This is a genomic window from Nitrosomonas ureae, assembly GCF_900108305.1.
Lineage (GTDB): Bacteria > Pseudomonadota > Gammaproteobacteria > Burkholderiales > Nitrosomonadaceae > Nitrosomonas > Nitrosomonas ureae_B.
Map to the genome: position 1 here is coordinate 1 of NZ_FNUX01000025.1, position 25,607 is coordinate 25,607.

Annotated in this window: 25 protein-coding genes and 4 pseudogenes; 8 read left to right on the plus strand and 21 right to left on the minus strand. The window is 51.5% G+C overall.

The genetic code is table 11. The annotated features are described in order from the left end of the window. Both C4S39_RS12075 and C4S39_RS12080 read left to right on the plus strand, forming a co-directional pair. Positions 1-421, plus strand: a pseudogene (locus C4S39_RS12075) (IS5 family transposase); the annotation flags it as partial. 76 nt (positions 422-497) lie between these two features. Further along, positions 498-1,598, plus strand: coding sequence for a J domain-containing protein (locus C4S39_RS12080; protein WP_258039432.1), 1,101 nt, complete (start codon positions 498-500; stop codon positions 1,596-1,598). Positions 1,599-2,456: 858 nt separating this feature from the next. On the opposite strand, the gene C4S39_RS12090 is transcribed toward C4S39_RS12080, so the two are convergent. From C4S39_RS12090 to C4S39_RS12150, 13 genes are all read right to left on the minus strand, one after another. After that, entirely contained in the window at positions 2,457-3,860 is a 1,404-nt protein-coding gene (locus C4S39_RS12090; protein ID WP_103967239.1) for an NADH-quinone oxidoreductase subunit N, read from the minus strand. Between the two features lie 12 nt (positions 3,861-3,872). Beyond that, positions 3,873-5,348, minus strand: coding sequence for a complex I subunit 4 family protein (locus tag C4S39_RS12095; RefSeq protein ID WP_103967240.1), 1,476 nt, complete (start codon positions 5,346-5,348; stop codon positions 3,873-3,875). A gap of 7 nt (positions 5,349-5,355) precedes the next feature. Further along, on the minus strand, positions 5,356-7,293 hold the full coding sequence (gene nuoL, locus C4S39_RS12100; protein ID WP_103967241.1) for an NADH-quinone oxidoreductase subunit L: 1,938 nt from the start codon (positions 7,291-7,293) through the stop codon (positions 5,356-5,358). Further along, positions 7,290-7,613 carry an NADH-quinone oxidoreductase subunit NuoK gene (nuoK, locus tag C4S39_RS12105; protein WP_181023820.1) on the minus strand — a complete coding sequence of 108 codons (324 nt, stop codon included), beginning with the start codon at positions 7,611-7,613 and terminating at the stop codon, positions 7,290-7,292. Before nuoK ends, nuoL begins: the two co-directional genes overlap by 4 nt. Continuing rightward, complete coding sequence (locus C4S39_RS12110; protein WP_103967243.1) at positions 7,610-8,101, minus strand: NADH-quinone oxidoreductase subunit J family protein; 492 nt, start codon at positions 8,099-8,101, stop codon at positions 7,610-7,612. Before C4S39_RS12110 ends, nuoK begins: the two co-directional genes overlap by 4 nt. Positions 8,102-8,181: 80 nt before the next feature. After that, entirely contained in the window at positions 8,182-8,739 is a 558-nt protein-coding gene (gene nuoI / locus C4S39_RS12115; protein WP_445641274.1) for an NADH-quinone oxidoreductase subunit NuoI, read from the minus strand. 3 nt (positions 8,740-8,742) lie between these two features. Beyond that, on the minus strand, positions 8,743-9,705 hold the full coding sequence (gene nuoH, locus C4S39_RS12120) for an NADH-quinone oxidoreductase subunit NuoH (protein ID WP_103967244.1): 963 nt from the start codon (positions 9,703-9,705) through the stop codon (positions 8,743-8,745). Then, positions 9,702-12,011, minus strand: a complete 2,310-nt coding sequence (gene nuoG, locus C4S39_RS12125; RefSeq protein ID WP_103967245.1) for an NADH-quinone oxidoreductase subunit NuoG — start codon at positions 12,009-12,011, stop codon at positions 9,702-9,704. The genes nuoH and nuoG overlap by 4 nt, the downstream gene beginning before the upstream one ends. A gap of 2 nt (positions 12,012-12,013) precedes the next feature. Continuing rightward, positions 12,014-13,294 (minus strand): complex I 51 kDa subunit family protein, encoded by a 1,281-nt coding sequence (locus tag C4S39_RS12130; protein WP_103967246.1) that lies wholly within the window; start codon positions 13,292-13,294, stop codon positions 12,014-12,016. A 4-nt stretch (positions 13,295-13,298) separates the two neighbouring features. After that, the gene (locus C4S39_RS12135; RefSeq protein WP_219817956.1) at positions 13,299-13,784 is read right to left on the minus strand and encodes an NADH-quinone oxidoreductase subunit NuoE family protein; all 486 of its coding nucleotides are present in this window, start codon (positions 13,782-13,784) and stop codon (positions 13,299-13,301) included. Positions 13,785-13,794: 10 nt separating this feature from the next. Then, on the minus strand, positions 13,795-15,513 hold the full coding sequence (gene nuoD / locus C4S39_RS12140) for an NADH dehydrogenase (quinone) subunit D (RefSeq protein ID WP_219817957.1): 1,719 nt from the start codon (positions 15,511-15,513) through the stop codon (positions 13,795-13,797). Positions 15,514-15,516: 3 nt separating this feature from the next. Then, a complete protein-coding gene (locus tag C4S39_RS12145) occupies positions 15,517-16,014 on the minus strand; it encodes an NADH-quinone oxidoreductase subunit B (protein WP_103967247.1) in 498 nt (165 codons plus the stop codon). Continuing rightward, complete coding sequence (locus C4S39_RS12150; RefSeq protein ID WP_103967248.1) at positions 15,981-16,367, minus strand: NADH-quinone oxidoreductase subunit A; 387 nt, start codon at positions 16,365-16,367, stop codon at positions 15,981-15,983. Before C4S39_RS12150 ends, C4S39_RS12145 begins: the two co-directional genes overlap by 34 nt. A gap of 566 nt (positions 16,368-16,933) precedes the next feature. Here C4S39_RS12150 and C4S39_RS12155 point away from each other — a divergent pair. Continuing rightward, complete coding sequence (locus C4S39_RS12155) at positions 16,934-17,368, plus strand: CBS domain-containing protein (RefSeq protein WP_103967249.1); 435 nt, start codon at positions 16,934-16,936, stop codon at positions 17,366-17,368. Between the two features lie 153 nt (positions 17,369-17,521). On the opposite strand, the pseudogene C4S39_RS12160 reads toward C4S39_RS12155, so the two are convergent. Together C4S39_RS12160 and C4S39_RS15895 are read right to left on the minus strand one after the other, a co-directional pair. Further along, positions 17,522-17,863 (minus strand): annotated as a pseudogene (locus C4S39_RS12160) (transposase); the annotation flags it as partial. A 16-nt stretch (positions 17,864-17,879) separates the two neighbouring features. Beyond that, positions 17,880-18,047: pseudogene (locus tag C4S39_RS15895) on the minus strand (IS110 family transposase); the annotation flags it as partial. A 67-nt stretch (positions 18,048-18,114) separates the two neighbouring features. Between C4S39_RS15895 and C4S39_RS12170 the strand changes: the two are divergent. Beyond that, positions 18,115-18,228 (plus strand): annotated as a pseudogene (locus C4S39_RS12170) (transposase); the annotation flags it as partial. Positions 18,229-18,289: 61 nt separating this feature from the next. Here C4S39_RS12170 and istB read toward each other — a convergent pair. The 6 genes from istB to C4S39_RS12190 all read right to left on the minus strand — a co-directional run bounded on the left by istB (position 18,290) and on the right by C4S39_RS12190 (position 21,524). After that, the gene (gene istB / locus C4S39_RS12175; RefSeq protein ID WP_103967250.1) at positions 18,290-19,036 is read right to left on the minus strand and encodes an IS21-like element helper ATPase IstB; all 747 of its coding nucleotides are present in this window, start codon (positions 19,034-19,036) and stop codon (positions 18,290-18,292) included. Continuing rightward, a complete protein-coding gene (locus C4S39_RS15555) occupies positions 19,026-19,511 on the minus strand; it encodes a Mu transposase domain-containing protein (protein WP_219817958.1) in 486 nt (161 codons plus the stop codon). Before C4S39_RS15555 ends, istB begins: the two co-directional genes overlap by 11 nt. Then, positions 19,502-20,182 (minus strand): IS21 family transposase, encoded by a 681-nt coding sequence (gene istA, locus C4S39_RS15560; protein ID WP_219817959.1) that lies wholly within the window; start codon positions 20,180-20,182, stop codon positions 19,502-19,504. Before istA ends, C4S39_RS15555 begins: the two co-directional genes overlap by 10 nt. Beyond that, positions 20,154-20,537, minus strand: a complete 384-nt coding sequence (locus C4S39_RS15565; protein ID WP_219817960.1) for a hypothetical protein — start codon at positions 20,535-20,537, stop codon at positions 20,154-20,156. The genes istA and C4S39_RS15565 overlap by 29 nt, the downstream gene beginning before the upstream one ends. Positions 20,538-20,655: 118 nt before the next feature. Beyond that, positions 20,656-21,141: a tyrosine-type recombinase/integrase gene (locus tag C4S39_RS12185; RefSeq protein WP_103967251.1), complete on the minus strand. Its 486-nt coding sequence runs from the start codon at positions 21,139-21,141 to the stop codon at positions 20,656-20,658. Further along, positions 21,087-21,524: an Arm DNA-binding domain-containing protein gene (locus C4S39_RS12190; RefSeq protein ID WP_103967252.1), complete on the minus strand. Its 438-nt coding sequence runs from the start codon at positions 21,522-21,524 to the stop codon at positions 21,087-21,089. Before C4S39_RS12190 ends, C4S39_RS12185 begins: the two co-directional genes overlap by 55 nt. A gap of 370 nt (positions 21,525-21,894) precedes the next feature. Here C4S39_RS12190 and C4S39_RS12195 point away from each other — a divergent pair, with 370 nt between their 5' ends. The 4 genes from C4S39_RS12195 to C4S39_RS12210 all read left to right on the plus strand — a co-directional run bounded on the left by C4S39_RS12195 (position 21,895) and on the right by C4S39_RS12210 (position 25,531). Then, positions 21,895-22,275, plus strand: a complete 381-nt coding sequence (locus C4S39_RS12195) for a type II toxin-antitoxin system RelE/ParE family toxin (protein WP_103967253.1) — start codon at positions 21,895-21,897, stop codon at positions 22,273-22,275. Next, entirely contained in the window at positions 22,262-22,576 is a 315-nt protein-coding gene (locus C4S39_RS12200; protein WP_090541825.1) for a helix-turn-helix domain-containing protein, read from the plus strand. The genes C4S39_RS12195 and C4S39_RS12200 overlap by 14 nt, the downstream gene beginning before the upstream one ends. Positions 22,577-23,303: 727 nt before the next feature. After that, the gene (locus C4S39_RS12205; RefSeq protein WP_103967254.1) at positions 23,304-24,218 is read left to right on the plus strand and encodes a hypothetical protein; all 915 of its coding nucleotides are present in this window, start codon (positions 23,304-23,306) and stop codon (positions 24,216-24,218) included. Between the two features lie 110 nt (positions 24,219-24,328). Further along, positions 24,329-25,531 carry a hemopexin repeat-containing protein gene (locus C4S39_RS12210; protein ID WP_181023821.1) on the plus strand — a complete coding sequence of 401 codons (1,203 nt, stop codon included), beginning with the start codon at positions 24,329-24,331 and terminating at the stop codon, positions 25,529-25,531. Positions 25,532-25,607 lie beyond the last annotated feature (76 nt).

Below are 25,607 nucleotides of genomic sequence, written 5' to 3' on the forward strand. Positions count from 1 at the left end.
TCGGTAAATCCCGAGGTGGCTGGACCACCAGGATTCATCTGGTTGCCGCAGATGCCAGAACAGCCATAACCTCCTTTGCCTTATCTCCGGGGCATGCGATGATGCACCGGAAGGGCGACAACTCCTGTTAGCGCTCGGCCCCGTCTCTTCACCTACTCATCTGCTGATGGATCGTGCTTATGAAGGTGATCAAACCAGACAGCTTGCATTGGAGCTCGGTTATATCCCGGTTGTCCCACCCAAAACTAATCGATTGGAGCCCTGGGAATATGACCGCGCCATGTACAAAAAACGCAATGAGATCGAAAGATTATTCCGCAGACTCAAGGGCTTTCGTCGAATATTCTCCAGATTCGACAAACTGGATATCATCTTTCTCTCATTCATCCATTTCGCTCTTATCGTCGAAGCACTTAGGTAGTGTTAACAGGCCATAATTGCAGTATTTATCCAACCGTGTCTGGAAATGTTAATCTGTCACGAGAACAATAGAAATAATGTTTAGTGACGTGAATGATCTGTTGAAAATCCACGAGGCCGGCATCACTGATAAATCAACTAATAAGGTGCTAAAATTCGCAGTAATTATGATTGAGCGGCGTAATTTCTATCGAATTCTTTACATTCAGCCTGATGCACCGATGGAGGTGATCAAGGAAAGTTATTGGGCATTAATGCAGAAACTTGTAATGCATCCTGAGCTGACCAATCCGGATTGGAATGTGAGTTTGCTTAACCTTGCTTATAGTACGTTAAGAGATCCGCTCAAACGGGATGTATATGATCAAGAATTATTAGATCGATATCATATTAAAGTTCTCAGTCAGGGTGCATTGGGTTCCAATGCTAAGCTTGGAGCGGAGAGAAAGCCCAGTGAGCGTGTGGATAGTTTGAATCAACGCAATTATTATCGGATTCTTCAAGTTCAACCTGATGCGCCAATTACAACAATTAAGGCGAGTTATCAGACATTAAAAAAAAATTCTCTCCAGGATCAAGTATTACTTGAAGAGGCTTATCGAATTCTATCTGATCCGGCGGCGCGCATGCGGTATGACGCACTTTGGGTGAGTAAATTACTTCATGTTGCGAAAGAAACAACAAATAAGAAGACTAACCTACCCGGCTTGGTTTCTGTGCCAGATGCGCCGGAGCGCTCTGTTAAGCCCTATCGAGGGATAATTACACATTATTGTTTTTTCTGCAAAACACCCTATGTACCGCAAACAGGCTTATACCAAAGTGAAAATTGTTTGGAATGTGCAAGCCCGCTATTCGTATTGCATCATGAAAATCCGGAATCGACACAACGTACAATCATGCGGATTCCAGTGAGAGGGGAGTTGGTTTTTTATTTATTCTGGCCGGGTCGGCCGGTGCAGGGTGTTTTTCAAGATTTATCACCTGCAGGGATACGCTTCTTGACAGAAGTAATGCTGGATTTCAAAGACATTATAAAAATTGACGCACCAAATTTCCAAGCGGTAGCGGAAGTGACCAATAAATATCACGAAAGTCATGGAATTTCGGTAGGTGCCCGTTTTGTTGCGGTAAAATTTGCTCAGCAACAGGGTAATTTTATCACCATGCAGGTTTAAAGACTGCTGGAAACTATCGGCACTGATCGTTCAATTAGTATGATGTTAATCAGCGTGCAAAACTTACCAGAGTTTAGGGAGAAACAGCGTTGAAAAGTTTCCGCCCCGGAATGTTAAATGCCCGACATTTAGTCGGAGAACTCTGGAGTGATAACAATGGATATTATTGCCGAAGTAAGAAGGCGTCATTTTGTTAGCAGGGAAAGCATTAGCTCAATAGCACGTTCACTGTGTTGATACCGGTTTAAAATTGACACTCCATTACGGTTGAAAACTGACCAGGGGAAAATAGAGCGCAGGATACTACGCATCTGTGGATAAGTGAACCGGACTGAGTTGGTTTTTGCCTCCTGTTGATGTTTTAGTTTAGCTGTAATTTACTGCAAATTAGCCAGATTTTGTTCTGGTGAGTATTTTTCTTTTTCTCGCTGCTGTATTCTGATCTTCGCACAGGCAGCGCTTTGTTTGTACCGGAAAGACTCATTGCCGGTTTCAATGATGTGGCAATGGTGCGTTGTTCATATCATTTTATGAAACTTCGGACTCCATGAAAATCAGCATACCTCAGTATTCCGTGACAAACTTGTGCGGCGTTGAATCTCGCTTATCGTTAGATGTTCACGGTAAAACATCCGCCGTATCTTTGCATACATAACCATGGTAATCACCTCTTCTTAATCTCTGCTTAAAAAAATAAGCAGAATACGTGGATCACCTGGTCAATTTTCGACCGGTGTCAACACGCTTACAGATAAATCACTTAGGTACATAGGATTCATAAAATAGTTGAGAGCATCTTTTCAACTATATGACAAATCATCAAATTATTTCAAGACAGCTTCTGAGAATGATAGCTTTTCAAGGCATTTTAATCGATTCCAATAACCATTCCGGGAAAATGCCGAGTCCGATAACAAAAAGGCTGACGATGATCAGGACGGCATGAGTTCCTTGTGCCGGCGGTGTAGCATTGATGTCTGTTGTTTTATCGCTATAAAATACCATGATTATCCGCAAGTAATAGAAAAAAGCGAACGCCGTGTTGATTCCTGCTATAACCGCCAGCATGATGTGGCCTGCTTCGATGGCTGCACCAAAGGCAAGCAGCTTGGCCATAAACCCGGCGGTTGGCGGAAGACCGGCAAGGGCTAGCAGGCAGATTCCCATGGTGAACCCTACTATCGGGTAACGCCGTCCCAGTCCCTGATAATCTTTCAGATTTTCGCGATCATGATCGGGGAGAGCAAGCGCCGCGACGACTGCGAATACACCCAGATTCATGGCAGTATAGGCAACGGCATAATAGAAGGCGGCATCCTGGCCTAGAGAATTTCCTGCTGCCAGTGCTACCAGAATATAGCCAAGATGAGCGATGGAAGAATAGGCAAGCAGCCTTTTCAGATTCTGCTGATGCAGCGCCAGCAGATTGCCAGCTACCATGCTGATCAGCGCCAGCCCCCACAATAACGGCAGCAGCACCTCCCATATGTGGGGCAATTGCAGGCACAAAAGCCGGATCAGAAACACCAGCGCAGCAGCCTTGGCGATACTGGCGAACAGGGCTGTTATCGGTGAAGGGGCGGCCTGATAGATGTCAGGTGCCCACATATGAAAGGGTACCAGGGCCAGCTTGAATCCTATCCCGACCAGGATCAGCGTTACGGCGACCGGCAACAGATGCTTGCTGGTGGGCTCAGCCCCCAGAGCTGCCAGATCCAGAGTGCCTGTAGCGGCATAGATCAGTGCGACACCATAAAGAAAAAATGCGACCGAAAAACCAGCGAGTATCGCGTATTTTACCCCTCCCTCGATTGCGCCATCCCGCTCCGGCCGCCAAGCGATAAGCGCATACAGAGGTATTGCCAGGATTTCCAGGCCGATAAAGGCGTTGACAAGGTTATGTGAGCTTACAAGCAAAATCATCCCCAACGTCGCGAAGAGGATCAGGCTTAAATATTCCTCTCGTACTTCACCGCGGAGAGGTTCATAGCTGGTCGAGAGCATGACAATGGCTGTGGCACTCAGCATAAAAAATGGAGTAAACAAACGGCTGATACTGTCGGCTACCAGCAGACCGCCTACCTCTCGAGGTGCTTCCCAGAGCAAGGTGGTGGCAGCACCCAGCAACAGGAACACCAGTGCAACGTTCGTCAATCGGCGGGTTGAAACACGCTTTGGCCCGATACCCATCATCAGTAGGGTCAGGCCGCCCGTGGCTAGCAAGAGGTAAGGAATCAGACTGATCAGGTCAGCGAGGCGCATTGATTGTTCCTGTCATTGGCCGGGGTTCGATTCGATGAGGGCGGTTACCGGTATCCGCAAGCTATCCAGAAAGGGTGCAGGATAAAGGCCCAGCCACAGCACGACTATCGCCAGCAGCCCCAGCGCCAGTATTTCGCGGCGATTGAGGTCGACCCATGTTTGATCGTTGTTCGTTTCTCCCAGCATGGCACGCTGGTACATCCACAGCAGATAAACGACCCCGGCAATGATACCCATGGCGCCTGCTATGGCAAGCCCGGGGGAGATCTGGAACACACCGGCAAGCACCAGGAATTCGCCAATGAAGTTGGCCAGACCTGGCATGCCCATCGCGGAGAGCGTGAAAAACAGCAGCATGACAGCCAGCCGGGGCAGCGGTGATAACAGCCCCCCAAGGCGAGCCAGTAAGCGAGTGCCGGAGCGTTCTTCCAGCATTCCGACCAGGGCAAACATCGCTCCTGTCGTTACGCCATGAGCCAGCATCAGGAGTATGGCACCGTTCAGGCTTTCCTGATTCCAGGCATAAATGCCAAATACAACGAAGCCGAGGTGGCTGATAGAAGAATAGGCAATGAGACGTTTCATGTCTTCCTGCACCAAAGCCAGCAAGGCACCGTAAAGAATGCCGATTACCCCCAGCGCCATACCAATGGACGCGAAGTCTGCTGAGGCTTCGGGAAACAGCGGCAGGCAAAAGCGCAGCAAGCCATATGTACCGGTTTTTAGCAACAGGCCGGCGAGAAAGATGCTGCCTGCTGTAGGAGCCTCGGTATGAGCGTCGGGAAGCCAGCTATGCAGCGGGAACAACGGAATCTTGACGGCAAAGGCGACGAAAAACCCCAGCATCAGCCACATTCCAGTCTTGTCGGGCAAATCGGTATGCAGTAGCGCGAAGTAATCGAAGGTGTAAATTCCCGTCTGTTCGCCATGCAGGAAGTACAGCCCCAGGATTGCTATCAGCATCAGCAATGAACCGGTAACCGTGAAAAGGAAAAACTTGTAGGCAGCATAAAGCCGACGTTCGTGTCCCCACAATCCGATCAGGAAATACATGGGTACGAGCATCAGTTCCCAGAATACATAGAACAATACCAGGTCCAGCGACAGGAAGACTCCCATGATGCCTGCCTGGGTGGCGAGCAGCGTAGCGGCAAAGGCAGACCAGTTATGATGTACCGCATTCCACGAGGCGAGTACCGCCACCGGACCAAGCAGCGCCGTCAGCAATATCAGCAGCAGGCTGATGCCATCCATGCCCAGCAAGAACTGGATTCCCATGGCGGGTATCCACGGAATACGCAGGATGTATAAATAACCGCCTTCTCCGGGAGTCGCGCCCCACCACAGGAACAGGGCGATTAGCAGTTCTACACCTGTGACGGTCAGCGCGGCCCAGCGCACATACGTGGCTCTGCTATGTCCTGTCAGGCCGATCCACAGACCACCTAATAGAGGGAGAAATATCAGCACGCTTAACCAGTATGTCATCCTGTCTTCACCATAACCAATATCCTAATAAAAATGTGGCTCCTGCGCTTATCATGAGGGCATAGCGGCTCAGGAAACCATTCTGGGTGGCGCTGAGCCGGCTATATCCGATTTGCAATGCCATTACAAGACTGGCGATACCGACTTCCAGAACGCGGTGTTCCACACTTTTGCGACAGAAGGCGGCAAAAGCCAGGAATCCGGTTGTTATTCTGGTCAGCGCTCCTTCGATCACAAGCGTGTCCACGGTGCGCCACAGTCCTCTTGCCAGAGCATGGTAAGGGCGTACCAGGGCAGCATGGTAAAAGGCATCAAAGCCCCAGCCAGTACGCAAAAAATCAGCTGCGGGCAGTGACTGGCCTGTCTGTTCGCGATGTATCAGCAGCATGGCCAGTCCAATGCCTGCCAGTGGCAATAGGACAGCGATGGCCTGGAGAGTATAAGTAATTGTCAGTGAAGGGAAGGCTGCCAAGCCAAGCTCATCCTCCAGCCACGTACTCCAAAGATGGGGACCGGGCCAGCCTTCCGGCAGTTCGACAAATCCGCTGACGAGGCTAAGCAGAGCCAGGATGAGTAATGGCCAGGCCATGAGAGGGGGAAGCGATATCGTCGAAGTTCGGGGTCCCGGGCCATGAAAGACGAGTAAATAGGCACGAAAGATATAAACCGCAGTCAACAGAGCGCCCACGGCGGCAAACATCCACAGCAGCGGGCCCGCCGGTGCGGTCCAGGCGGTGGCAAGAATGGCATCTTTACTGTAAAAGCCGGCGGTAACGAATGGCAGCCCGGCCAACGATGCTGCGCCAGCCAGGAATGTCCAGCGGGCCAAGGGCGGGTGGTTGCCGAGCCGGCCCAGATTATGCATATCATGTTCATCGCCGCCAGTGCGAATGACGGCCCCTGCAGACAGAAACAATAACGCCTTGAAAAAGGCATGGGTAGTGAGGTGGAATAGCGCCAGCGCATAGGCACCGCAACCCAAGGCAAGGAACATGTAGCCGATCTGGCTGATGGTGGAATAAGCCAGTACGCGCTTGAAGTCAGTCTGCGCGAGGGCAGAGCTGGCGCCGTAGACGATGGTTAGCGCGCCGATGGCCGCCACGAGCCATTGAACCGAGGGTGCCAGTTCGAATAATGGGTGAGTGCGGGCGATCAAATAAACACCGGCCGTCACCATGGTAGCGGCATGAATCAGTGCAGAAACCGGACTGGGACCAGCCATGGCATCCGGCAGCCAGACCTGTAGCGGCAACTGTGCCGACTTTCCCACGGCGCCGCCCAGAATTAACATTGCGACCAATGTAGCTAGTTGTGAGCCTGGTTCCCATTGGGTCGTAGCGTGAGTGAGCAGAGCGGATAATGACAATTCGTGAAATTGGCTGAAAAGTAGGAAGATACCGAGCGCCAGCGCCGTATCGCCAACCCGGGTAACGATAAAGGCTTTGCGTCCTGCGTTGCTCGGCAGCGGTTCACGGTACCAGAATCCGATCAGGGCATAAGAGCATAAGCCTACCAGTTCCCAGCCCAGATAGAGAAGAAGTAGATTGTCGGCCAGCACGAGGATCAACATGCCAGCCAGAAACAGATTGAGAAAAAAATAGTAGCGGCGCTGATCGGTTTCTTCAGCCATGGAGGCTGCCGAGTAGAGATGGATCAGCAAGCCCACGCCGCTGACGATGCTGACCATTACTAAAGCAAGGCGGTCAAGGGTGAAACCAATTGCCAGTCGCCAGTCGCCTACCGCTATCCAGGTGTAGAGAGTCTGCTGCAACGGCTGGCTGGCGGCTCCGGTAAACCATGCCAGCAGCACTGCTGCAAAAGCTGCGGCTGCAGCGCAATTGGCTGCCATGGCAAAGTACTCACGCCTTAACAACCCTCCCAGCAAAGCGATAACCAGCGCGCCTAGCAAGGGTGCTCCGGGAATCAACCACAGCCACTGGCTCACGGCACACCTTCTTTATTATCATCTCTGAGGCGGGTAAGAGCCTCTACCCGTACCGCCTTGTAGCGGTCGAAGGCCAGCCATATCAGGATCAGCGCTACCACGATTTCTGCGGCGGTTACCGCCATCAGCATGATGGTCAGTACCTGGCCGTCGGCATTGCCCCAGTGCTGACCGGCCGCTATCGCCGTCAGAGCGACACCGTTGAACATCACCTCCAGCCCCATCAGTATGAACAGTAATTCACGCCGCAATAGTACCACTGCGAGACCCAGCACGAATAACAAGGCAGCGATCGCAAGACTGTGATTAAGCGGGATCACTTCTGTCTCCTGCGACTGAGATAGAGGACAGCCACCAATGCCGCCAGTAACAACACAGCAACGGCTTCAACGACTAACAGATAAGGGCCGAACAGGGCGTTTCCCACAGCTTTGGGTCCGATCGTCGTGACGTCGCCAACTTTTTCCGATGGCGACCGGGTGAGCAACAGCAAAAGTTCCAGCCACAGGAACAACGCCAGCAGCGCTGCCGGTACCCATCCGGCGGGCAGCGACAGCGGCCGGTTTTGTCCGGTGCGAAGATTCATCATCATGATCAGAAACAGGAATAAGACCATGATCGCCCCGGCGTAGAGCATAACCTGAAGGGCTGCCAGCAGTGGCGCGCCGAGCAGGAAGAAGAGCAAGGCCAGCGCCAGCAGCGAGACGATCAGGTAAATGGCGGCATGGACCGGATGACGCACGATCAGGATCGCACCTGCAGCAATCACTGCGATGGCGGAAGTGAGATAAAAAATGATCTCATGCATGAGTGGTCCGTGTCGGGCTGTCAGTTATTATCATTGCTGCTTTCTCTTATCTTCATACATTGCAAACAGTTTTTCACTTGCTAGGGCAGATTGGTATCATGATCCACCGGTGGTGTATCGTGGGTGCCCTCGCCAATGGCCTTGCCGAAAATTGCAATGCCGGCGTGACGGTAAAAATTGTAACCGGCGTGCTTGCCCTGACCATCGATCAGCAGCTGCTCTTTCTCATATACGAGGCTGTCATGGCTGCGCTCGCACATTTCGAAGTCTGGAGTAAGCTGTATCGCCAGCGTCGGACAGGCTTCCTCACAAAAACCACAGAAGATGCAGCGGCTGAAATCGATACGAAACGTTTCCGGATAGCGCCGGCCGTCGTCCTGTTGCCTGGCCTGCAGGTGGATGCAGTCCACCGGGCATACCGCCGAGCATAAATAACAGGCCACACAGCGCTCCTCGCCGTCAGGATCGCGGGTCAGCACGATGCGGCCGCGCCAGCGTCCGGGCAAAGAGCGTTTGATCTCCGGATAAGACACGGTCTCACGTTTTGCCCACGCGTGACGTAGGGTTACCCACAGCGAACGCCACAGCCTGATCAATGGGGACGCTATGCGTTTATTTGTCTGCCCGGCTATTTTCAAGTGTCAACCCTCCATCCAGAATAATCCCAATACAGCGGTCATCAGTAGATTGATCAATGCAGCCGGCAGCATCAGCTTCCAGCCGAAATCCATCAATTGATCATAGCGCAGCCTTGGCAGACTGGTCCGTAACCAAAAGAACAGGAATATCAGTGCCAGCGTCTTTAAAGCAAACCAGACCACGCCGGGCAGCCAGGGTCCGTGCCAGCCACCCAGAAACAGCACGGTCGCCAGTGCCGCAATAAGCAACACTCCCAAGTATTCGCCCAGATAGAAGAAAGCGAATTGAATGCCGCCGTATTCAGTATTGTAGCCGGCAACAAGCTCATTTTCCGCTTCCGGAAGATCAAAGGGCAGGCGGTTGGTTTCGGCGATGCCGCACACCAGAAAAATAATGAAGCCCAGCGGCTGCAGCACAATAAAAGGCAGCTCCTGGGCAGCGACGATTTCCACCAGGCTGAAGGAGCCGCTCAACATGACTACCCCCACCAGCGCGAGCCCCATTGGTAATTCGTAACTGATCATTTGCGCGGTAGTACGCAGGCAGCCGAGGAGCGAATATTTGCTGTTAGAAGACCAGCCACTGAGCATGGTGCCGTAAACCCGCAGCGAGGAGAGAGCCAGCACATAGAGCAAGGCGATGTTGAGATCGGCCAGCCACCAGTTGTCGCTCACCGGCACGACGGCAAAGCTGAGCAGGGCGGTCAGCGGGACGATGATCGGAGCGATGGTATAAACCGTGCGGTCAGCAAAAGGAGGAACAAAGAATTCCTTGCTCACCAGCTTCAGGATATCGGCAACAGGCTGCAGCAGGCCGAAGGGGCCGGCGCGGTTGGGGCCGAGGCGATCCTGCAACAGGGCAAGAATCCGGCGTTCACCATAGATCATGAAGGCTCCGATCAGCAGCAGTACGAGCAATACCAATCCCAAGTTTGCGAGCGCGAACAGCCACTGAGCGAAGCTCATGATACCTTCTCCAGTTCGAGTGGATCGCCATGACCGGCCCCTAATTGAGCAAGCACTGCCCGGGTGAGGGCAATCGTGCCGGCGGCCACATCGTTATCGGGCTGTACCGGCAGCACCACTGTTCCGGCAGGACCTTGTAGTCTGACCCGTTCTCCCGCTTTGATTCCTTCATTCAACGCGGCCGCCGGACTGATAAGCGCGGCAACTGCCGGAACCAGCTCTGTTAAAGCCGGGGCAAAACTGGCAAGCGGATCATCACCATACCAGGTCGACAGTGCGGCTTGCCAGCGTCCTGGATGAGACTCGCATCCCTGGTGGATGGTGGTGTCAATGTGCATGGGTATAGCGGGTGCGGGTAGAGGCGATCCGGGAGCGCCAGGGACAGGTGCCTGGTAGCCGGGGAAAGTGTCACCCAGCGCTGCTGCGATATCCGGCAGCACCAGTTCAAGGTGCCGGGCCAGATCAGCAATGACCTCCGCCGTGCTGGGCAGGAACTCGGGACGCCGGAAGGTGTGAGTAAAGCCCTGGGCTCGGCCTTCATAATTGACGAAGGTGCCGCTGCGCTCCGCCCATGCTGCTACCGGGATCAGAATATCCGCCGCTTCGGCAGTGGCAGTGGCGACACAATCAAGAACAATAAGACTGTCGAGGCGCTGGCGCGCAGCACGCCAGCGGGCACCCAGACGGGTATCGCCGAGGGGATCATTTCCTGCCACGATTAGATTCTGGATATGACCTGTTTCGATTGCTTCCAGCATTGCAGTGGCACGACCTGTCTGGCTAAGCAGCGCGGCCCCGTAGGCATTGGCTCCAGGCAAAGCATAGGCAAGTCTTGCACCGGGTCCCAGCGCTGCGGCCAGTTGCGCCAGAACGGCAATCTGCGAGGCAGACAGGGTTTCGGTCACGCCTATCAGCAGCGGCCGATGAGACGCTGTCAGGCTGACCACGATATTCGCCAACATTTCTTTCTGGTTGCTGTTGGCAGCAGAGGGGGCGGCCGCCCGCTCACTCAAGTGCGAAAGACACACGCTCATCTCATGCGGCGGGATTGCCAGCGCCGTAGCCGCAAACCGGGCCAGTGGAGTGGGTCCGCTATGCAGCACGGCCAGTCTGGCGCCGCTCCGGTATGCCTGACGCAAGGCCAGATCGATCATGGGCGCATGCGCAGTGAGGTCACCGACGATCAGGGCGGCATCGGCCTGTTCCATTTCTGCAAGGGACGGCGCCCCGGTAGTGTTCTGGAGAGCAGTGACAGCGGTGATGGTTGCTGCCTCGAGCCGGGGATCGCTGAAGGCAGTGAATATTCCGTTAAAACCATTCAGCAGTGCTCGTAACAAGGTATTGCCTTCCAGGTCTTCCCGTACTGAGCCAAGTCCGCCGGTTTTGTCCCCGACGGCTTTGATCTGCTCCGCCGCGGCGGCGAGCGCCTGACGATAGCTTACTTTCGCGCCGTCTACTCGGGATGTCAGCGGCCGGGCGGGATGTTCGCTGTATTGATGACCGTAACGGCCACGGTCGCAGATGAACCAGCGGTTGAGGTCAGGATGAAAGCGGTTGCGCACCCGGCGCAGCATACCGTCCCGCGCGCCGGGCAGGGTATTGCATCCTATACTGCAGTGAGGACAGATGGAAGGGGCTGTTTTGAGATCCCAGACCCGTGCAAAGTGTTGCCGGAAAACGGCATCCGTAAAAACACCGGTAGGGCAGATTTCGACCAGATTGCCAGCAAAGGGGCTTGCCAGCGGACCGTCCTGAAAGCGGCCGAAATAGACCTCATTGCGCAGACGCATGGCGCCGAGATCATCGCCCAGGGCGTAGTCCTGGTAAAAACGGGTACAGCGATAGCAGGTAATGCAGCGGTTCATCTCATGGTGAACCAGAGGCCCCAGATACTGATTGGTGAAGGTGCGCTTACGGCCGCGATAACGTCGATAGGGTGGGCCGCAGGCGACGGTCATTTCCTGCAGATGGCATTCTCCGCCCTCGTCACAGACAGGACAGTCATGAGGATGATTGGTCATCAAAAACTCGATCACCTTTTGGCGAACCTGCTGAGCCGCTGCGGATGAGATGGAGACCTCAATCCCGCCTCTGGCGGGTTCGAGGCAGGCCATCACTACCTGGGGAGCTTTACCGGGATCCTTCGGTGTGATTTCCACGGCGCACAGTCGGCAGGCGCCAAGGCTGCCGAGCGCAGTGTGGTAACAGAAATAGGGGATTTCCATGCCTGCCGCCAGCGCGGTTTTGAGGATGTTGTCACCCTCTCTGAAGGGAATCTCATGGTTTTCGATACGGATCGTTCCCATGATCAAGCTCCGTTCCTGTCGGCTGCGTCAAACGGGCAGCGACCCGTGGCGATATGGCTTTCGTAATGCTTCCGGAAGCCTTGCAGGCTACTGATGAGCGGCGTCACTGCACCGGGAGCGAAGGCGCAAAAGGATTGCGGTCCGATGATATCACTCAGTTCCTCCAGCAAGGCTAAATCCTCTGCCTGGCCTTCTCCGGCAGCGATAGCCGTCAGGATTTGCGCCAGGTAAGGCAGGCCATCCCGGCAGGGAGTACAGAAACCGCAGGATTCACGGGCGAAGAAGCGCATCAGGTTCAGCGTTACCTGCACCGGGCAGGTGGTGTCATCAAGAACGATGATGCTACCAGTGCCAAGCCGCGATCCTGCTTTGGCGACGGGATCGAAATCCATCGGTACATCAAGGTGCTCGGGAAGCAAGAAGGCTGTTGAAGCGCCGCCTGGCAGGAAGCCGAGCAGCGTGCGTCCTTCGGCAAGGCCGCCAGCATGTTCGAAAATCAATTCTCGCGCAGATGTGCCGCAGGGTAGCTCGAACAGACCGGGATGTTGCACCATGCCACTGACACAGAACAGCTTGGTTCCGCAACCGCCATTGACTCCCAAATCGTGAAACCAGGCCGCGCCATTGAGCAGGATATGCGGCACATTGACCAAGGTCTCGACGTTATTGGTCGTGGTGGGATAACCCCATAGACCCTTGACGCTTGGCCGGGGTATTTTGGGGCGCGGATTGGGACGCCGGCCTTCGATGGCATTTAGCATGGCTGTTTCTTCGCCACAGATGTAGCGTCCGCCACTGACGTGCACCTCAATTTGAAGATCGAAACCGTTGCCGCCGATATTTGTTCCCACCAGCCCTGCTATCTCGGCCTCCTCGAGGGCGCGACGCAAGCCATTTCCCCCCTTGGCATATTCGCCCCGTACAAAGATTACGGCCTGCTCAGCCTGCAGCGCATAGGCGGAGACGATGACCGCCTCGATGATCTGGTGGGGGCCGCCGTAAAGCAGATGGCGATCCTTGAAGGTGCCAGGCTCGGATTCATCGATATTACAAATCAAGTAACGGGGTCGCGGCGCATCCGCGCCCCGCAGACGCCATTTCAAGCCGCAGGAAAAACCGGCTCCACCGCGTCCGCGCAGATTGGCGGCTTCTACTGTCTCAATGATTTCTTCAGGTTTGCGATCGAAAGCGGCATTCAGGCTGCGGTAGCCACCGGCGGCCCGGTAGGCCTGCAAATTCAGGGGGGCATTGATATCGAGGTGGTGCGTCAACACGGCTTCCATATATTTAATCTTCCTCTCTCAGGCGTTGCAGCAGTGCTTCCAGGGACGCTTCATCCAATGGTCCCACTGCTTCGTCGCCAACCAGCGCTGCGGGGGCCTGGTCGCACAGACCGAGACAAATGCTGGGCAAGATGCTGAAAGCTCCATCCGGCGAGATCTTTCCCAATGGCACACCGCTGTAATTTTCGGCGGCTATCAGCAGCCGATCCGCTCCGCGTAGACTGCAACAAACACTGTCGCAGATCCGAAGGACATGTCGGCCTGCCGGGCGACGATAGATCAGGCTATAGAAAGTGGCTAGCTCATCGATCTCGGTGACTGACAGGCCGGTGAGATGGGCGACTTCTTCAACTGCCGCATCATCGAGGCAACCATGCTCGATCTGTAAGGCTTGCATCATGGGCACCGCCGCCGCACGGCGTTCCGGGTGCATGGGGGGAAGTTGGTCCAGATGTCTTTGCAGGGCTTGCCGGTCGAGCTTGTCATTCATTTGCTTTTCCCTACCTGTCTACGTCTGCCAGAACGTAGTCAATGGAGCCGAGGATGGGAATCAGATCTCCCAACAGGTGGCCGCGCGCAAGCAATGCCAGCGCCTGGATATGGGGAAAGGACGGCGTACGGATGCGCAGCCGGTAAGGTTTTTCCGAACCATCGCTGACAACAAAGTAGCCGTTCATCCCCTTGGGTGCTTCAGTCACAAAGAGGCTTTCCCCGGCTGGAAAACGCATACCCCGGTTGACGGCGATGAAATGGTGGATCAGGGTCTCGATGTCTTGCAGGGTTGCCTCCTTGCGCGGCAAGGCGTAGCGCGCCTCCACGGAGAGAATCGGGCCGGGCGGCATGTTCTGCATGGCCTGCTCGACGATGCGCAGGCTCTGGCGAATCTCTTCCAGGCGCACCTCGGTACGGGCTAGGGCATCACCCGCGGTGGCGGTGGGAATCTCGAAGTCATAATGTTCGTACCCGCTGTAAGGGCGTCTTTTGCGCAGATCCCATGCCAAGCCGCAAGCCCGCAGATTAGGTCCGCTTACCCCCCAGTCGATGGCGTCTGCCGTGGACAATACCCCGATATCTCGGGTGCGGCTGCGCAACACAGGATTGTTGGTGAGCAGCGCCTGGTATTCATCGATAGCAGCGGGCATGCGTTTCAGAAAACTTTGCAGTGCTTCGTACCAACCTTCTGGCAGATCGAGCGCTACACCGCCGATGCGGAAAAAGGCCGGATGCATGCGCCCGCCGGTGATGAGTTCCATGACATCGAACAGGTATTCACGATCGCGGAACGCATAGAAAGGAGGTGCCAGCGCCCCTGTATCATGGGCATAGCTGGACACCCAGACCAGATGACTGGCTACACGGCAAAGTTCACAAAGCATAACCCGAATCACCTGAGCACGTTCCGGCACGGTAATTCCGGCGAGCTGTTCCACTGCGAGTACATAGGGCAGCTCGTTTTGAACGCCAGCCAGATAATCGATGCGGTCGGTGTAAGGGATGTAGCTGTGGTAAGTGTGGCGTTCGGCCATCTTCTCCGCACCGCGATGATGAAAGCCGATATCAGGGCGCACATCGCGAATCTCTTCGCCTGCCAGCCGTACCACCAGGCGCAATAGGCCATGGGTGCCAGGGTGAGTGGGGCCGATGTTGAGGATCATTTCCTCATCGCTTACCCCCGGTTCACGGTAATCCTCGGCGCGGTAGCTCTCCATGATACTGCGGTAGCGTGCTTCGGGCAGCTGGTAGGGCGGCATGTCGGTGGCACGATTGGGATGAGTTTTGCGCAAAGGATGACCTTCCCAGTATTCGGGCATCAGGATGCGTCTCAGATCGGGATGACCCTCGACGTGAATGCCGAACATGTCATAAAGTTCGCGTTCATACCAGTTGGCGGATGACCATATGGTACAGACACTGGGCAATACCGGTGCTTCCGCAGACAAATTCACCCTGAGGCGCAGATCGACATTGCCGGACAGGGATAACAAGTGATAAAACACGGTCAGTCCGCCGCTCCGTTCTGTCTCGTCGATGGCGGAGAGATCGAAGAGCATCTCGAAGCGGGGTTCTGCTTCGTGCTTGAGGAAGGCGAGTGTTTCGGTGAGGCGTTCGACAGGGATCAAGAGGGTGTTGATTTTGTCGCGAGGCAGCTCGCCAGGCACAGCGCTGAAGCGTGTCTGCAATTGAGCAGTGAGCGCGAACGGGCTATCGATATCTGACATTTGTTATTCCTCCACCCTCCGGCCAAGGGGCCGGCGCTCGCTGCCGATCGCCTCTTGCAATATGATCAGTCCTTGTAACAGCGCCTCAGGTCGCGGCGGACAGCCGGGTACATAAACATCTACTGGCAGAATCTGGTCTATTCCCTGGACAACGCTGTAAATATCGTACATGCCGCCAGAATTAGCGCAGGAACCCATGGAAATGACCCACTTGGGTTCGAGCATCTGATGATAGAGACGCAGAATCATCGGTGCCATCTTAATGAAGACGGTTCCCGATACGATCAGAAGGTCAGCCTGACGCGGAGAACCGCGCATGACCTCGGCGCCGAAGCGGGCGATGTCGTGGCGTGGTGTAAACGTGGCCATCATCTCGACAAAACAGCAAGAGAGGCCAAAATTAAATGGCCATAGTGAGTATTTTCGGCCCCACGATACGGTCTCTTCCAGTTTGGTGAAAATGGCGGTCAGAGGTCCCTGGCTGTTCTGTCCGGACTCCATGACAGACCTCCTTTGCGCCACTCATAGACCAAGCCAAGCAGCAGAATCAAGATAAACACAATGACGCCAATCACTCCCTGCATACCCAATTCCCAATAGGCTGCCGCCCAGGCAAACAGGAATGCCGCTTCAATATCAAACAGCAGGAAAGAGACAGCAACCACATAGAAACGTATCGGGGTCTGAACATGAGCATCGCCAGTGGGGGGGACGCCGCACTCAAAGGGTTGTTCCTTATCCCATTGCGGGCGGTAGCCTCCAAGCCAGCGTGATAGCCATAACAAACTGACTAGCGTGATCAGCGCAAGCAGTGCGAACAAACCTATAACGGTAGAAGATTGCAGGTTTTGCATCCACCTCCTCCTCAGATTTTAAGGCTGATTGTTAGTATTGAATCACTCTGCACCTCGTAGATCGTTCCAATATAATGCCTATAAAAAAACGCTGCTTTATCCAGACCTCCCGGCGCTCGACGTCAGTTGCTTAGCGGTTCGGTACCTTCACCGCGAACGGTAATGGTTTTACTGGAACGATTTACTCATCATATAATACTTTAACTGCAAAATTAAATGTGCAGCAATAGATTTGACTCATAAGTAACGCTGCAGTAGTCAGTTACTTGAAACTTTGGTTGATTAATCAATCCTATGAGAGGGCAAACTGAATCGAATCAAGGGATGTCAGTTGAGTTTGTTTGCAGATCGCACAACTTACTACTTATGTTATTTATGATGGTCGAATCAGTTCCAAGTTCCAGTTAGAGGGAAATTTGACTGATAGACTGGTAGAAATGATGAACACCAGTGGACTGGGAGGTGTTGATTTAGTCAACGGCTAAGCAAACCGGTTTTTCTTCTTCTAATTTTGCATTGAGATTTAGATTCTGTTAATTTTCACATTCCCAGCTAAAGGAGTCATCATGAAAACTGTAAGACAATTACTGGAAAGCAAAGGTTATGAGGTTGCAACGATTGGGCCTGATAAAACGTTATACGATGCCATGCAGCTAATGGTTGACAAAAACATCGGTGCGCTATTGGTACTAGAGGCCGGTAAATTAATTGGTATCATCACTGAAAGAGATTTTTCTCGTAAAATACATATGCTCGATAAGACTGCGCGCGACACTTTGGTAAAAGAAATCATGACCAGTCAGGTAGCGTATGTTAGTCCTGACTATACCACTGAGGATTGTATGGCACTGGTTACCAACATGCGGGTACGCCATCTGCCCGTAATGGAGGATGATAGAGTAATCGGCATTATTTCCATTGGAGATTTGGTCAAGGATGCCATATCCGACCGGGAATTCGTTATTGATCAGTTAGAGCGATACATATATGGAGTTCGCTAATCTAATCTGCAAGAACTTCCAGCATTGTTCACAAATGTGCAGGGTTATATGTCAGCGAGGGAACGCCGACACGACACAAGAAAGGACAAAATGAGGTGTGCGAATTTCATGGAATCTGGGTAGTGGAGTTGTCCCATTTTAACGGACAGTTTTTCATGTGGCCGAGAGAGTCTCGACCTGTGAGAGGGGATTGTATCCCATCGCGATTTGATTTTCCTCCTTAAGTTTTCTTTCAAAATTGTTGGGTGATAAGTATCCCAGCCCGGAATGCCTACGGGTTGGGTTGTACCAGGACTCGATCCAGGTGAAGATGGCTAGTCTTGCTTCAGTTTTATTTTTTCATGAGCGCCTGTCGATCAATTCACATTCCAGACTAGCAAAAAAACTTTCAGCCATTGCATTGTCATAGGCGTCGCCCACACTACCCATCGAGGGATGCACGCCCATTTCCCTGCATCGCTTGCCGAACTCAACGCTGGTGTATTGACTGCTCTGGATGCCCTTCTAAATGTCATGCGGCAATTTGTGTGCTATTGATAGTATTATTTCGTTTTCTCAAAATAAAATATACCTCTCTTGCGATATAGCGTTTAAGACAGTGTAGTGCTTCAAGTTTCGTATGGCCCTGTGATAAACGTTTTTCAACGTACTCCTTTGTTTTGACATCTATCCTCAGCCGCTCTTGATCTGGTTTAATGAAACCGGACAGTCCAGTTAAGAGAAAATAGCTTAATTGGAGGAAGAAAATGACAGCAAAAAAGCAATACACAAAGGAATTAAAATTAGATGCAGTCGGTCTGGTATTGGATCAGGGCCATACGACATCGGAAGTATCTCGAAGCCTGGAAATCAGTGTCAATCAACATGCAAAAATTACCACCTATCAACATCCAAAAGTTTCCAGTTAAGAAGTGGCACAACTTAAATTTCGAGTGCTTTTTTGCGATGTTTGAATCGGTAAGAATCATTGCCGGTTTCAAGGATATCGCAGTGGTGAGTAATGCGATCAAGTAGAGCAGTGGTCATTTTTTCATCTCCGAAGACTTGGATCCACTCAGCGAAATTAAGGTTAGTGGTAATAATCAGAGAGGTTTTCTCATAAAGCTGGCTGATGAGATGAAACAGCAAAGCGCCACCGGATTCCGGGAATGGCAGGTAGCCCAGTTCATCGAGAATAACAGCATCGATCTGCATGAGTCGCTTAGCCATTGAACCCGATTTACCCAGTTGCTTTTCCTTTTCTAATTGATTGACCAGATCAACGGCATTATAAAAACGCACGCGTTTTCCCTGATGGATCGCTGAAACCGCCAAAGCAATGGCCAGATGGGTTTTTCCAGTCCCTGTACCGCCGACAAAAATAAGATTGTTTGCCTGAATCATGAATTCACCGGTGGCCAGTTGCTCAATGCGCCCTTTGGTCAAAGGATTTTCCGTCCAGTCAAAATGAATCAAATCGCGATGATGTGGAAACTTGGCGGTATGTAATTGGTAGTTCAGACTACGTGCCTTACGATCTACCTGTTCAGCAGCGATCAATCGATCCAGCCAAATTTCGGGCATAACCGGCTTTTGTCGTGTATTTCCTTCAACCTGCCATTCTTGCCAGGCAGCAGCCATGCCGTGCAAATGAAGCGCCTTGAGTTGCGCATGACGATCAATGATCATAGCGCATCCTCCGCAAACTGTCGTAGCGGCTGCAATCGGCTTTAGGTTCGATTTGCAAGATTGGTGCTTGCGTGATACTCCGTAGGGTTTTGGGCCGCGCCACTTCGTTTAAGCGACGCATTTCATTCATGACAATGGCGGTGGCAATAATGCCTGTTTGCAAGGTCAGATCGCATGCAACCTCCAGCGTTTCAAGACCGACATCACCTAATGCTCTGGCCATTAGCAGCAGTTCGACAAACGCTCTGTCACCTTTATCCTGTTTTAAGATGCGATCCCGCACTATTCGAATGGGGGTTGGCAGATCCCATTGCTGGAATGGTGCACCATGGCGGAGTGCGCCCGGTTTCTTTTCTAATACAGGTAAGTAATGCCAAGGATCACATATAAGCTGATCACGACCATAGCAGCGAGCATGTTCAGCAACAATCTGATTTTCAGCGACTATCCGTAATCGGTCTGCCGTTATCCGCAATGAAATGACACGATTCGACCATTCGGCAGGTACGCTGAACGGTTATGGTCAACCTTAATCAAACAAGTACTGGAAATCCGCAGGGTCTTTTCTACATAACCATCAAATACTGCTTTGACAGGGATGAGTAACGGCTTTTCTTCGATAAAACAATCAGCAATGGTACGTCCGGTTTGTTCTGGGTGTCTACGTCCTGCCAACTCTTCGCAACGCAAAGCCAGCCACGCATTGAGTTCAGCGAAACTCTCGAATCGAGGGGTGGGCGTAAATAGCCATTCCCTGACATTGCCGACCTGATTTTCAACCTGACCTTTTTCCCAACCGGATTCCGGTGTGCATGCCACAGGTTCAAACATATAATGATTCGCCAGGGTTAGAAAGCGTCGGTTAAACTGATGCTCCTTGCCGGCAAATATGACATCAACCACCGTCTTGAGATTATCGTAAATCATCCGCTTAGGTGCGCCGCCAAAGCAAGTAAACGCCCTGATATGCGCATCAAACACCATTTCCTGGGTTTCACGCGGGTATGCTGCTAAAAACATTCGCCGACTGTGAGCCAGTCGAAAATGAGCTACCTTGATCGTTTGCAGTACGCCATTCAATATGACATATTCATGGCTCCAGTCAAACTGACAGGTTTCACCTGCTGGAGAATGCCAGGGGAACAAAGGCTTGTGTAGTCGATGGCCGATGTGGTGCTTGTTGTTTCCAATCCAGTACAAACCGCTGCACCGGACCATACGAACCTTGATAACCTTCAACCTGCAAACATTCGAACAATCGCTGCGCAGTCCTGCGTTGGCGTCTGGGAAATTTCGCATCCATCTCAAGCCATTCAGCTAGTTGTGATTTAAAAGCACCTAATTTCGGTGTCGGTTGAATTTTACGTTGGTATATCGGTTCCGCTTCACTCCTTAATGCCTTGCGAACCGTTTGACGTGAGAGACTCAGACTATTTGCGATCGCACTGATGCTTTCTTTGCTAATGAAATGTCGGCGCCTGATTTCGGCTATATGCTCCATTGTTATCACTCCAGGGTTCTCCGACTAAATGTCGGATTTTCTCATCCATAGAGTGAAAACTTTTCAATGTTGATTTCACCCCTTTCCCTGGTAATTTTTGCATGTTGATTAACAGTATCTAGTACTCGGGGCTTAACGGCACACGGTGCATTCGACCCGATTTCATTCGATTGGCTGGGATTGTCCATGTTTTTGCGATCTTATCGATTTCATCCCAAGTCATGCCACGCGCTTCTGAGCTTCTGCAAGCGGTCAGGGCTATCCACTGAATGTAATAAGCGCTCATGCTGGTCTTGTCTTTTGCACGCAATGCTTTCATGACTTCAATCAACTTGCCATAGGAAATCGCATTAAAATGAACGACAGGAGTTACTTTCTTTGGTGCTGGAAATATGTGGTTTAAACAACCTTTCCATCGAGCAGAGTTACTCTTGTCGATATTCTCATGAAAAAAAGCGTAATCCAGCACCACTTCTATCCGCTGTCTTACCCTTGATGCGGTTTCCGTCTTATCTTTCCAAATTGGATTAAGCACAGCTTTAACATCATCTACGCCAATATCTGTGATGGATTTATCGCCAATGAATGGAAACGCATATTGCATAAGCGTGTTTCGCCACTGGCTCTCATGCTTACTGTTCCGCCATCCAATCTTTTATGTTCTATGTATTCGAGCGCATAGTCAGCGAAAGTCTTACTAGGCTTTTCTATTCGCAATACTTCTTTAGGAGATTGGCCACGTGCGATTGCACGCCGCATATTACCAGCGATTTCACGGGCTTCAACCAGCGTTCTATCAGTTGTTGAACCTAATCCAAGCTCGATGGCCCGGCCATTTTGCTTATATCGAAATACCCAACTGCGAGAACCGGAATCTCTTACCCGCAAAAGCAGATTATCACCGTCCGAGTGAGTGCCGGGGGGGGGAATGAATTGATTTGTACTGCTTTTAGTCTTTTGACTTCCTTTGCCATCTCGTCTTACCATTGAAGTTGGATGGCATTATATTCCATGAGACTGCTTTGGACAAATTTCTAAGTGAATATATTGATTTGTTGGCTTATTTGTACTGCTTTGGATTTCTTTGGATGATTGGCTGGCGGAGAAGGCGGGATTCGAACCCGCAGTTTAAATAAATAAAATAATATTTATCAATCAGTTAAAATTGTAATGTTGCCTAAGAATAAGCATAAGTTGGCATGTTTTGGCATGGTTTGGGCAACATTTAGGGCAACATCTTTTTGTGATTAACAGAGGATTTTCGGTTTATCTGTTCCAATTAAAAACGACAATGTTATAGGTTTCAGCTTGTCAGATATATCACCAAGTGCTATATTTTATTTAGGGTAGGTACAGAATGATCGTTTACAAGACACGATGGTTTGATCGTTGGGCAAACAAACAAGGATTGACCTCGCCTAGTCTTTGCGCCGCTGTGCGTGAGATGACTGAGGGACTGTATGATGCCGACCTCGGCAATGGGCTGCTGAAAAAACGAATTGCGCGACCAGGGCAAGGAAAGAGAAGCGGCTTTCGCACATTGGTTGCCACCAACAAAGGAAACCGTTGGATATTCTTATTTGGTTTCCCAAAGAACGAGCGTAGCAACATCGACAAAGATGAAGAGGTAGCGCTAAAGCTGTTGGCTGCTCACCTGCTGTCACTGACAGCACAGGCGTTCGATCAAGCACAACATGCGGGAGAATTAATGGAGGTTAATTGCGATGCGCAAGACTAAATCAACCATTCTTGAGGCTGTACATGACACGGCCAAGGGATTACACAAGGCTGGTGTGCTGGATCAAGTTACGCTACGCGAATTCGATCGATTGTGCTTGCCGCCTATTGAACCGTTGGGACCGGAGCAGATAAAACAAATTCGCGAAGCCACACGAGTCAGTCAGGCGGTGTTTGCTGCCATACTAAATACAAGTGTTTCGACAGTACAGAAATGGGAGATCGGACAGAAACGGCCAACAGGCACCGCTCTTAAGTTGCTACATCTTGTGCAAAAGCGCGGTCTGGAAGCTGTCGTCTGAATGGGTTAATTTCCTTCTCTTGCAGGAATCTATGTACTTACGCAGCAGGGGCACCTATGTGTGGTGGTATTGAATACCAGGATCAGAAGATTTATTTCCCGCATAATCGATAACGGAGTCGCTCATTGTGAGTCATACTCGGCTTGATGCTCAAAGACCAAGCGAATCGCCCATACAAGAACTTCGGGGGAATATCGAGTTGTTTGTTCATCACTTCATCCTCTTAAAAAGAGAGTCCTGGCAAACCCGAGGTGGTTCAGTACCATGTCGAACAACGTGACTTTTATGGATACATAATCCAGAATCGGAGATTCTTGCTTGATATCTTTATTTGACAATACAAACACTATTGTCCAGTCTCTGAGACTTGAAGGTCAAGAATCGAATCACAAATGATGAGGAGATTACTACGATGACTGTGCTCAGGAGCACCAGATTTTCAGGCAATGCTGATTTGACAGGTGTCCTAAACGGGGATTGGGGCTCGCTGCTGGTTTAAATTTTCTTCAGGGAAAAATAACTTTTGATCCGACAAAATTTAGTTTGAAGTCAGCTACTAATGTAACGTTACTCATTCGTGAGTCAAGTTTATTCCTATAAGTTTAACTTAGTGGTTAAAATGTTGCGTGGCCAGATTATTAAAGTCAATATGCAAAAACTTTATAGTTGCTATTAGGCTACTTGCAGTAATAAATTTGCGCAAATACAGAAAACGAGGAGACTATCAATGAAGAACCAACCAAATGGAAAGCTCGAAACCGAAGCACTGACCATGGAAGCGTTGATCAAGGAAAAAATGATGGAGCGAAAGTTCTTTGTCTTGGATCGCACAGTGCCCACAGAAGAGGCAAAAGATCTTCACACGTCGCTTTTTGAAGATCATGTAGCGACTTCCTTGCAGCGGCAGTTAGGTGAAATGCCCCCTGAGGTTGAGGGATTAGTTGCCGCATCACAACCGCTAAGCACCTTACGGGACTTTGGTGGTCTTCAAACTAAAGTCCAACTGCGTTACCACTTGCTTGAAAAGTTGTATGTTGCGTTGAATCAGCCGATGAAGCCCCTCGATTTTACGGTGCAAACTGGCAGTCGGGTGATTGGAACTCCCTATGACTTAGAATGGGGTACAGGATGTGGTATAGCCTTTGGAAGTCGTTTTGATGGAAAATTGTCGCTATTTGGATGTTCTGGCTCCGATACAGTGGCAGTAGGCTTTTATCTGTCTTCGCCCGAGCGTCTGTCGGCGGCGATTACACCGATGGGTTCCTACGATTTCAGTTGGGCCGCATTTCAAGACATACCGTCATTGCGAAGCAGAGGAGGATTAGGGATAACAGTCTATGTTAATGAAAATCCGCAGCCCATCCTCTCACGGCAGGCGTTGCTCTGGAGTACGAGTGGAGCTACGTTACTCTCAGGCGAAACAGGCACGGGTCGAATCGAGGATGCTTCATCTCCTTCCGGATTGGGGCCAGTTCGCCTCGCGCCGATCTATCTGGACACAGGCCCCGACCTTCGTTATCTAGTTTGGGTATATTGTTGGCAAGTTAATCAGATACCAACTGACAGCTCTTTTATTTCGATAATAACGATGAATATGCCGTTTGTAAATGTGAATGCGGGGCCACTGAATGTGATCCATTAACTCTTGAAAAAATATGAGGTTTGTCCACACTATAAATCAGCTATTTTATTGGAGCAGAGCCAGTTTGAGGTATGCTGTCAAATATAGAGTTCATATTCAGGAGTTTTATTATGATCAAGCGAATATATTTCTTTAAGGGCGATTTATTTTGGGCCTATGACCCGCGCCCTGGCACTGACCGCGTTGTCGAAGGACCTCGTACAATTGGCGAAAAGTGGCGCGGGCTCGTTCCTCCCTTCACGAGAGATATTGATGCGGTTGTGAATTGGGGCGATGGCTTCGCATATCTGTTCAAGGGGGATGAATACTGGAAATACGATATCCTGCTCAATCGGACGGCTACGTCGACACCTATCAAGATCGCCGATGGTTGGACAGACTTCCCTGCCGATTTCAAGCTCGGTATCGATGCCGCATTCAACGGCGGCGAAGGTAAAGCCTATTTTTTCAAAGACAGCCAGTATCTCCGCTACAACATCGCAAACGGAGCGGTCGATACTCCCGATCCCGGTACAGTGCCCTATCCGCGCGCTATTGCCGGCCCAAACGGATGGCGTAACCTACCCAGTAGTTTCGCATCCGGCATTGATGCTGCTGTCAACATGTGCAACGGCAAGATATACTTCTTCAAAAATGGTACGTATGTGCGACTGACGTTCGCCACACGAACAGTCGATCAGGTCACCCCGCCTTATCCCTATTCCATCGCCGATAACTGGCCAGGCCTGCCAACCGAAGTGAACGCTGGCGTCGAATGGAGCCATGCAGGGTCGGCAATGCTTGCCATCACGATTGCGCCCGACTGCGAGGTGATAGCCGGGCCTTTTCTAGGTGGTGGCAGCATCAGGCGCATGTTTACGGCCGTTGCGGAGTTCTCGAGCGGGCCCTATCCGGTTCTCTGCGGCTGTGCCCAATATCGACAGTTCGTTCGCGGAAGCACGATGCTCGACGCCATACCGCATCAAGCGCTACTTCCTGACCCGAATGGCGGCCAGCCAATCCCGATGTTGCCGATTCCAGCCTCGGGTGCACTCGATGAGAATTTCCTCGAGGATGGGGATGTCAATGCGACGGTGCAGTTCTATGGGCATCGTGACGGGCCGCCGGACCCGATCGGGCGTTATCAACCTGATCAGCGATCGGGATGCCGTTATCAAATGGTCGATCGGCCATTTGTTCAAGGACTATCCGGACAATCTGCGAGCTTTGATCTTGACTTTAAGGGTGTCGTTATCGACGCGTGCAATGGCGACGAGGTAATCACCGAGAAGCGCTGGAGCGTGTTCTGCTCAGGGATAATTCCGGATCAGTAACGCCGATGGATGAATTGTGAGCATTAGTTCATGTGCAAATTGGCCATCAATAGGTTGATGTGAGCATCGATCATGA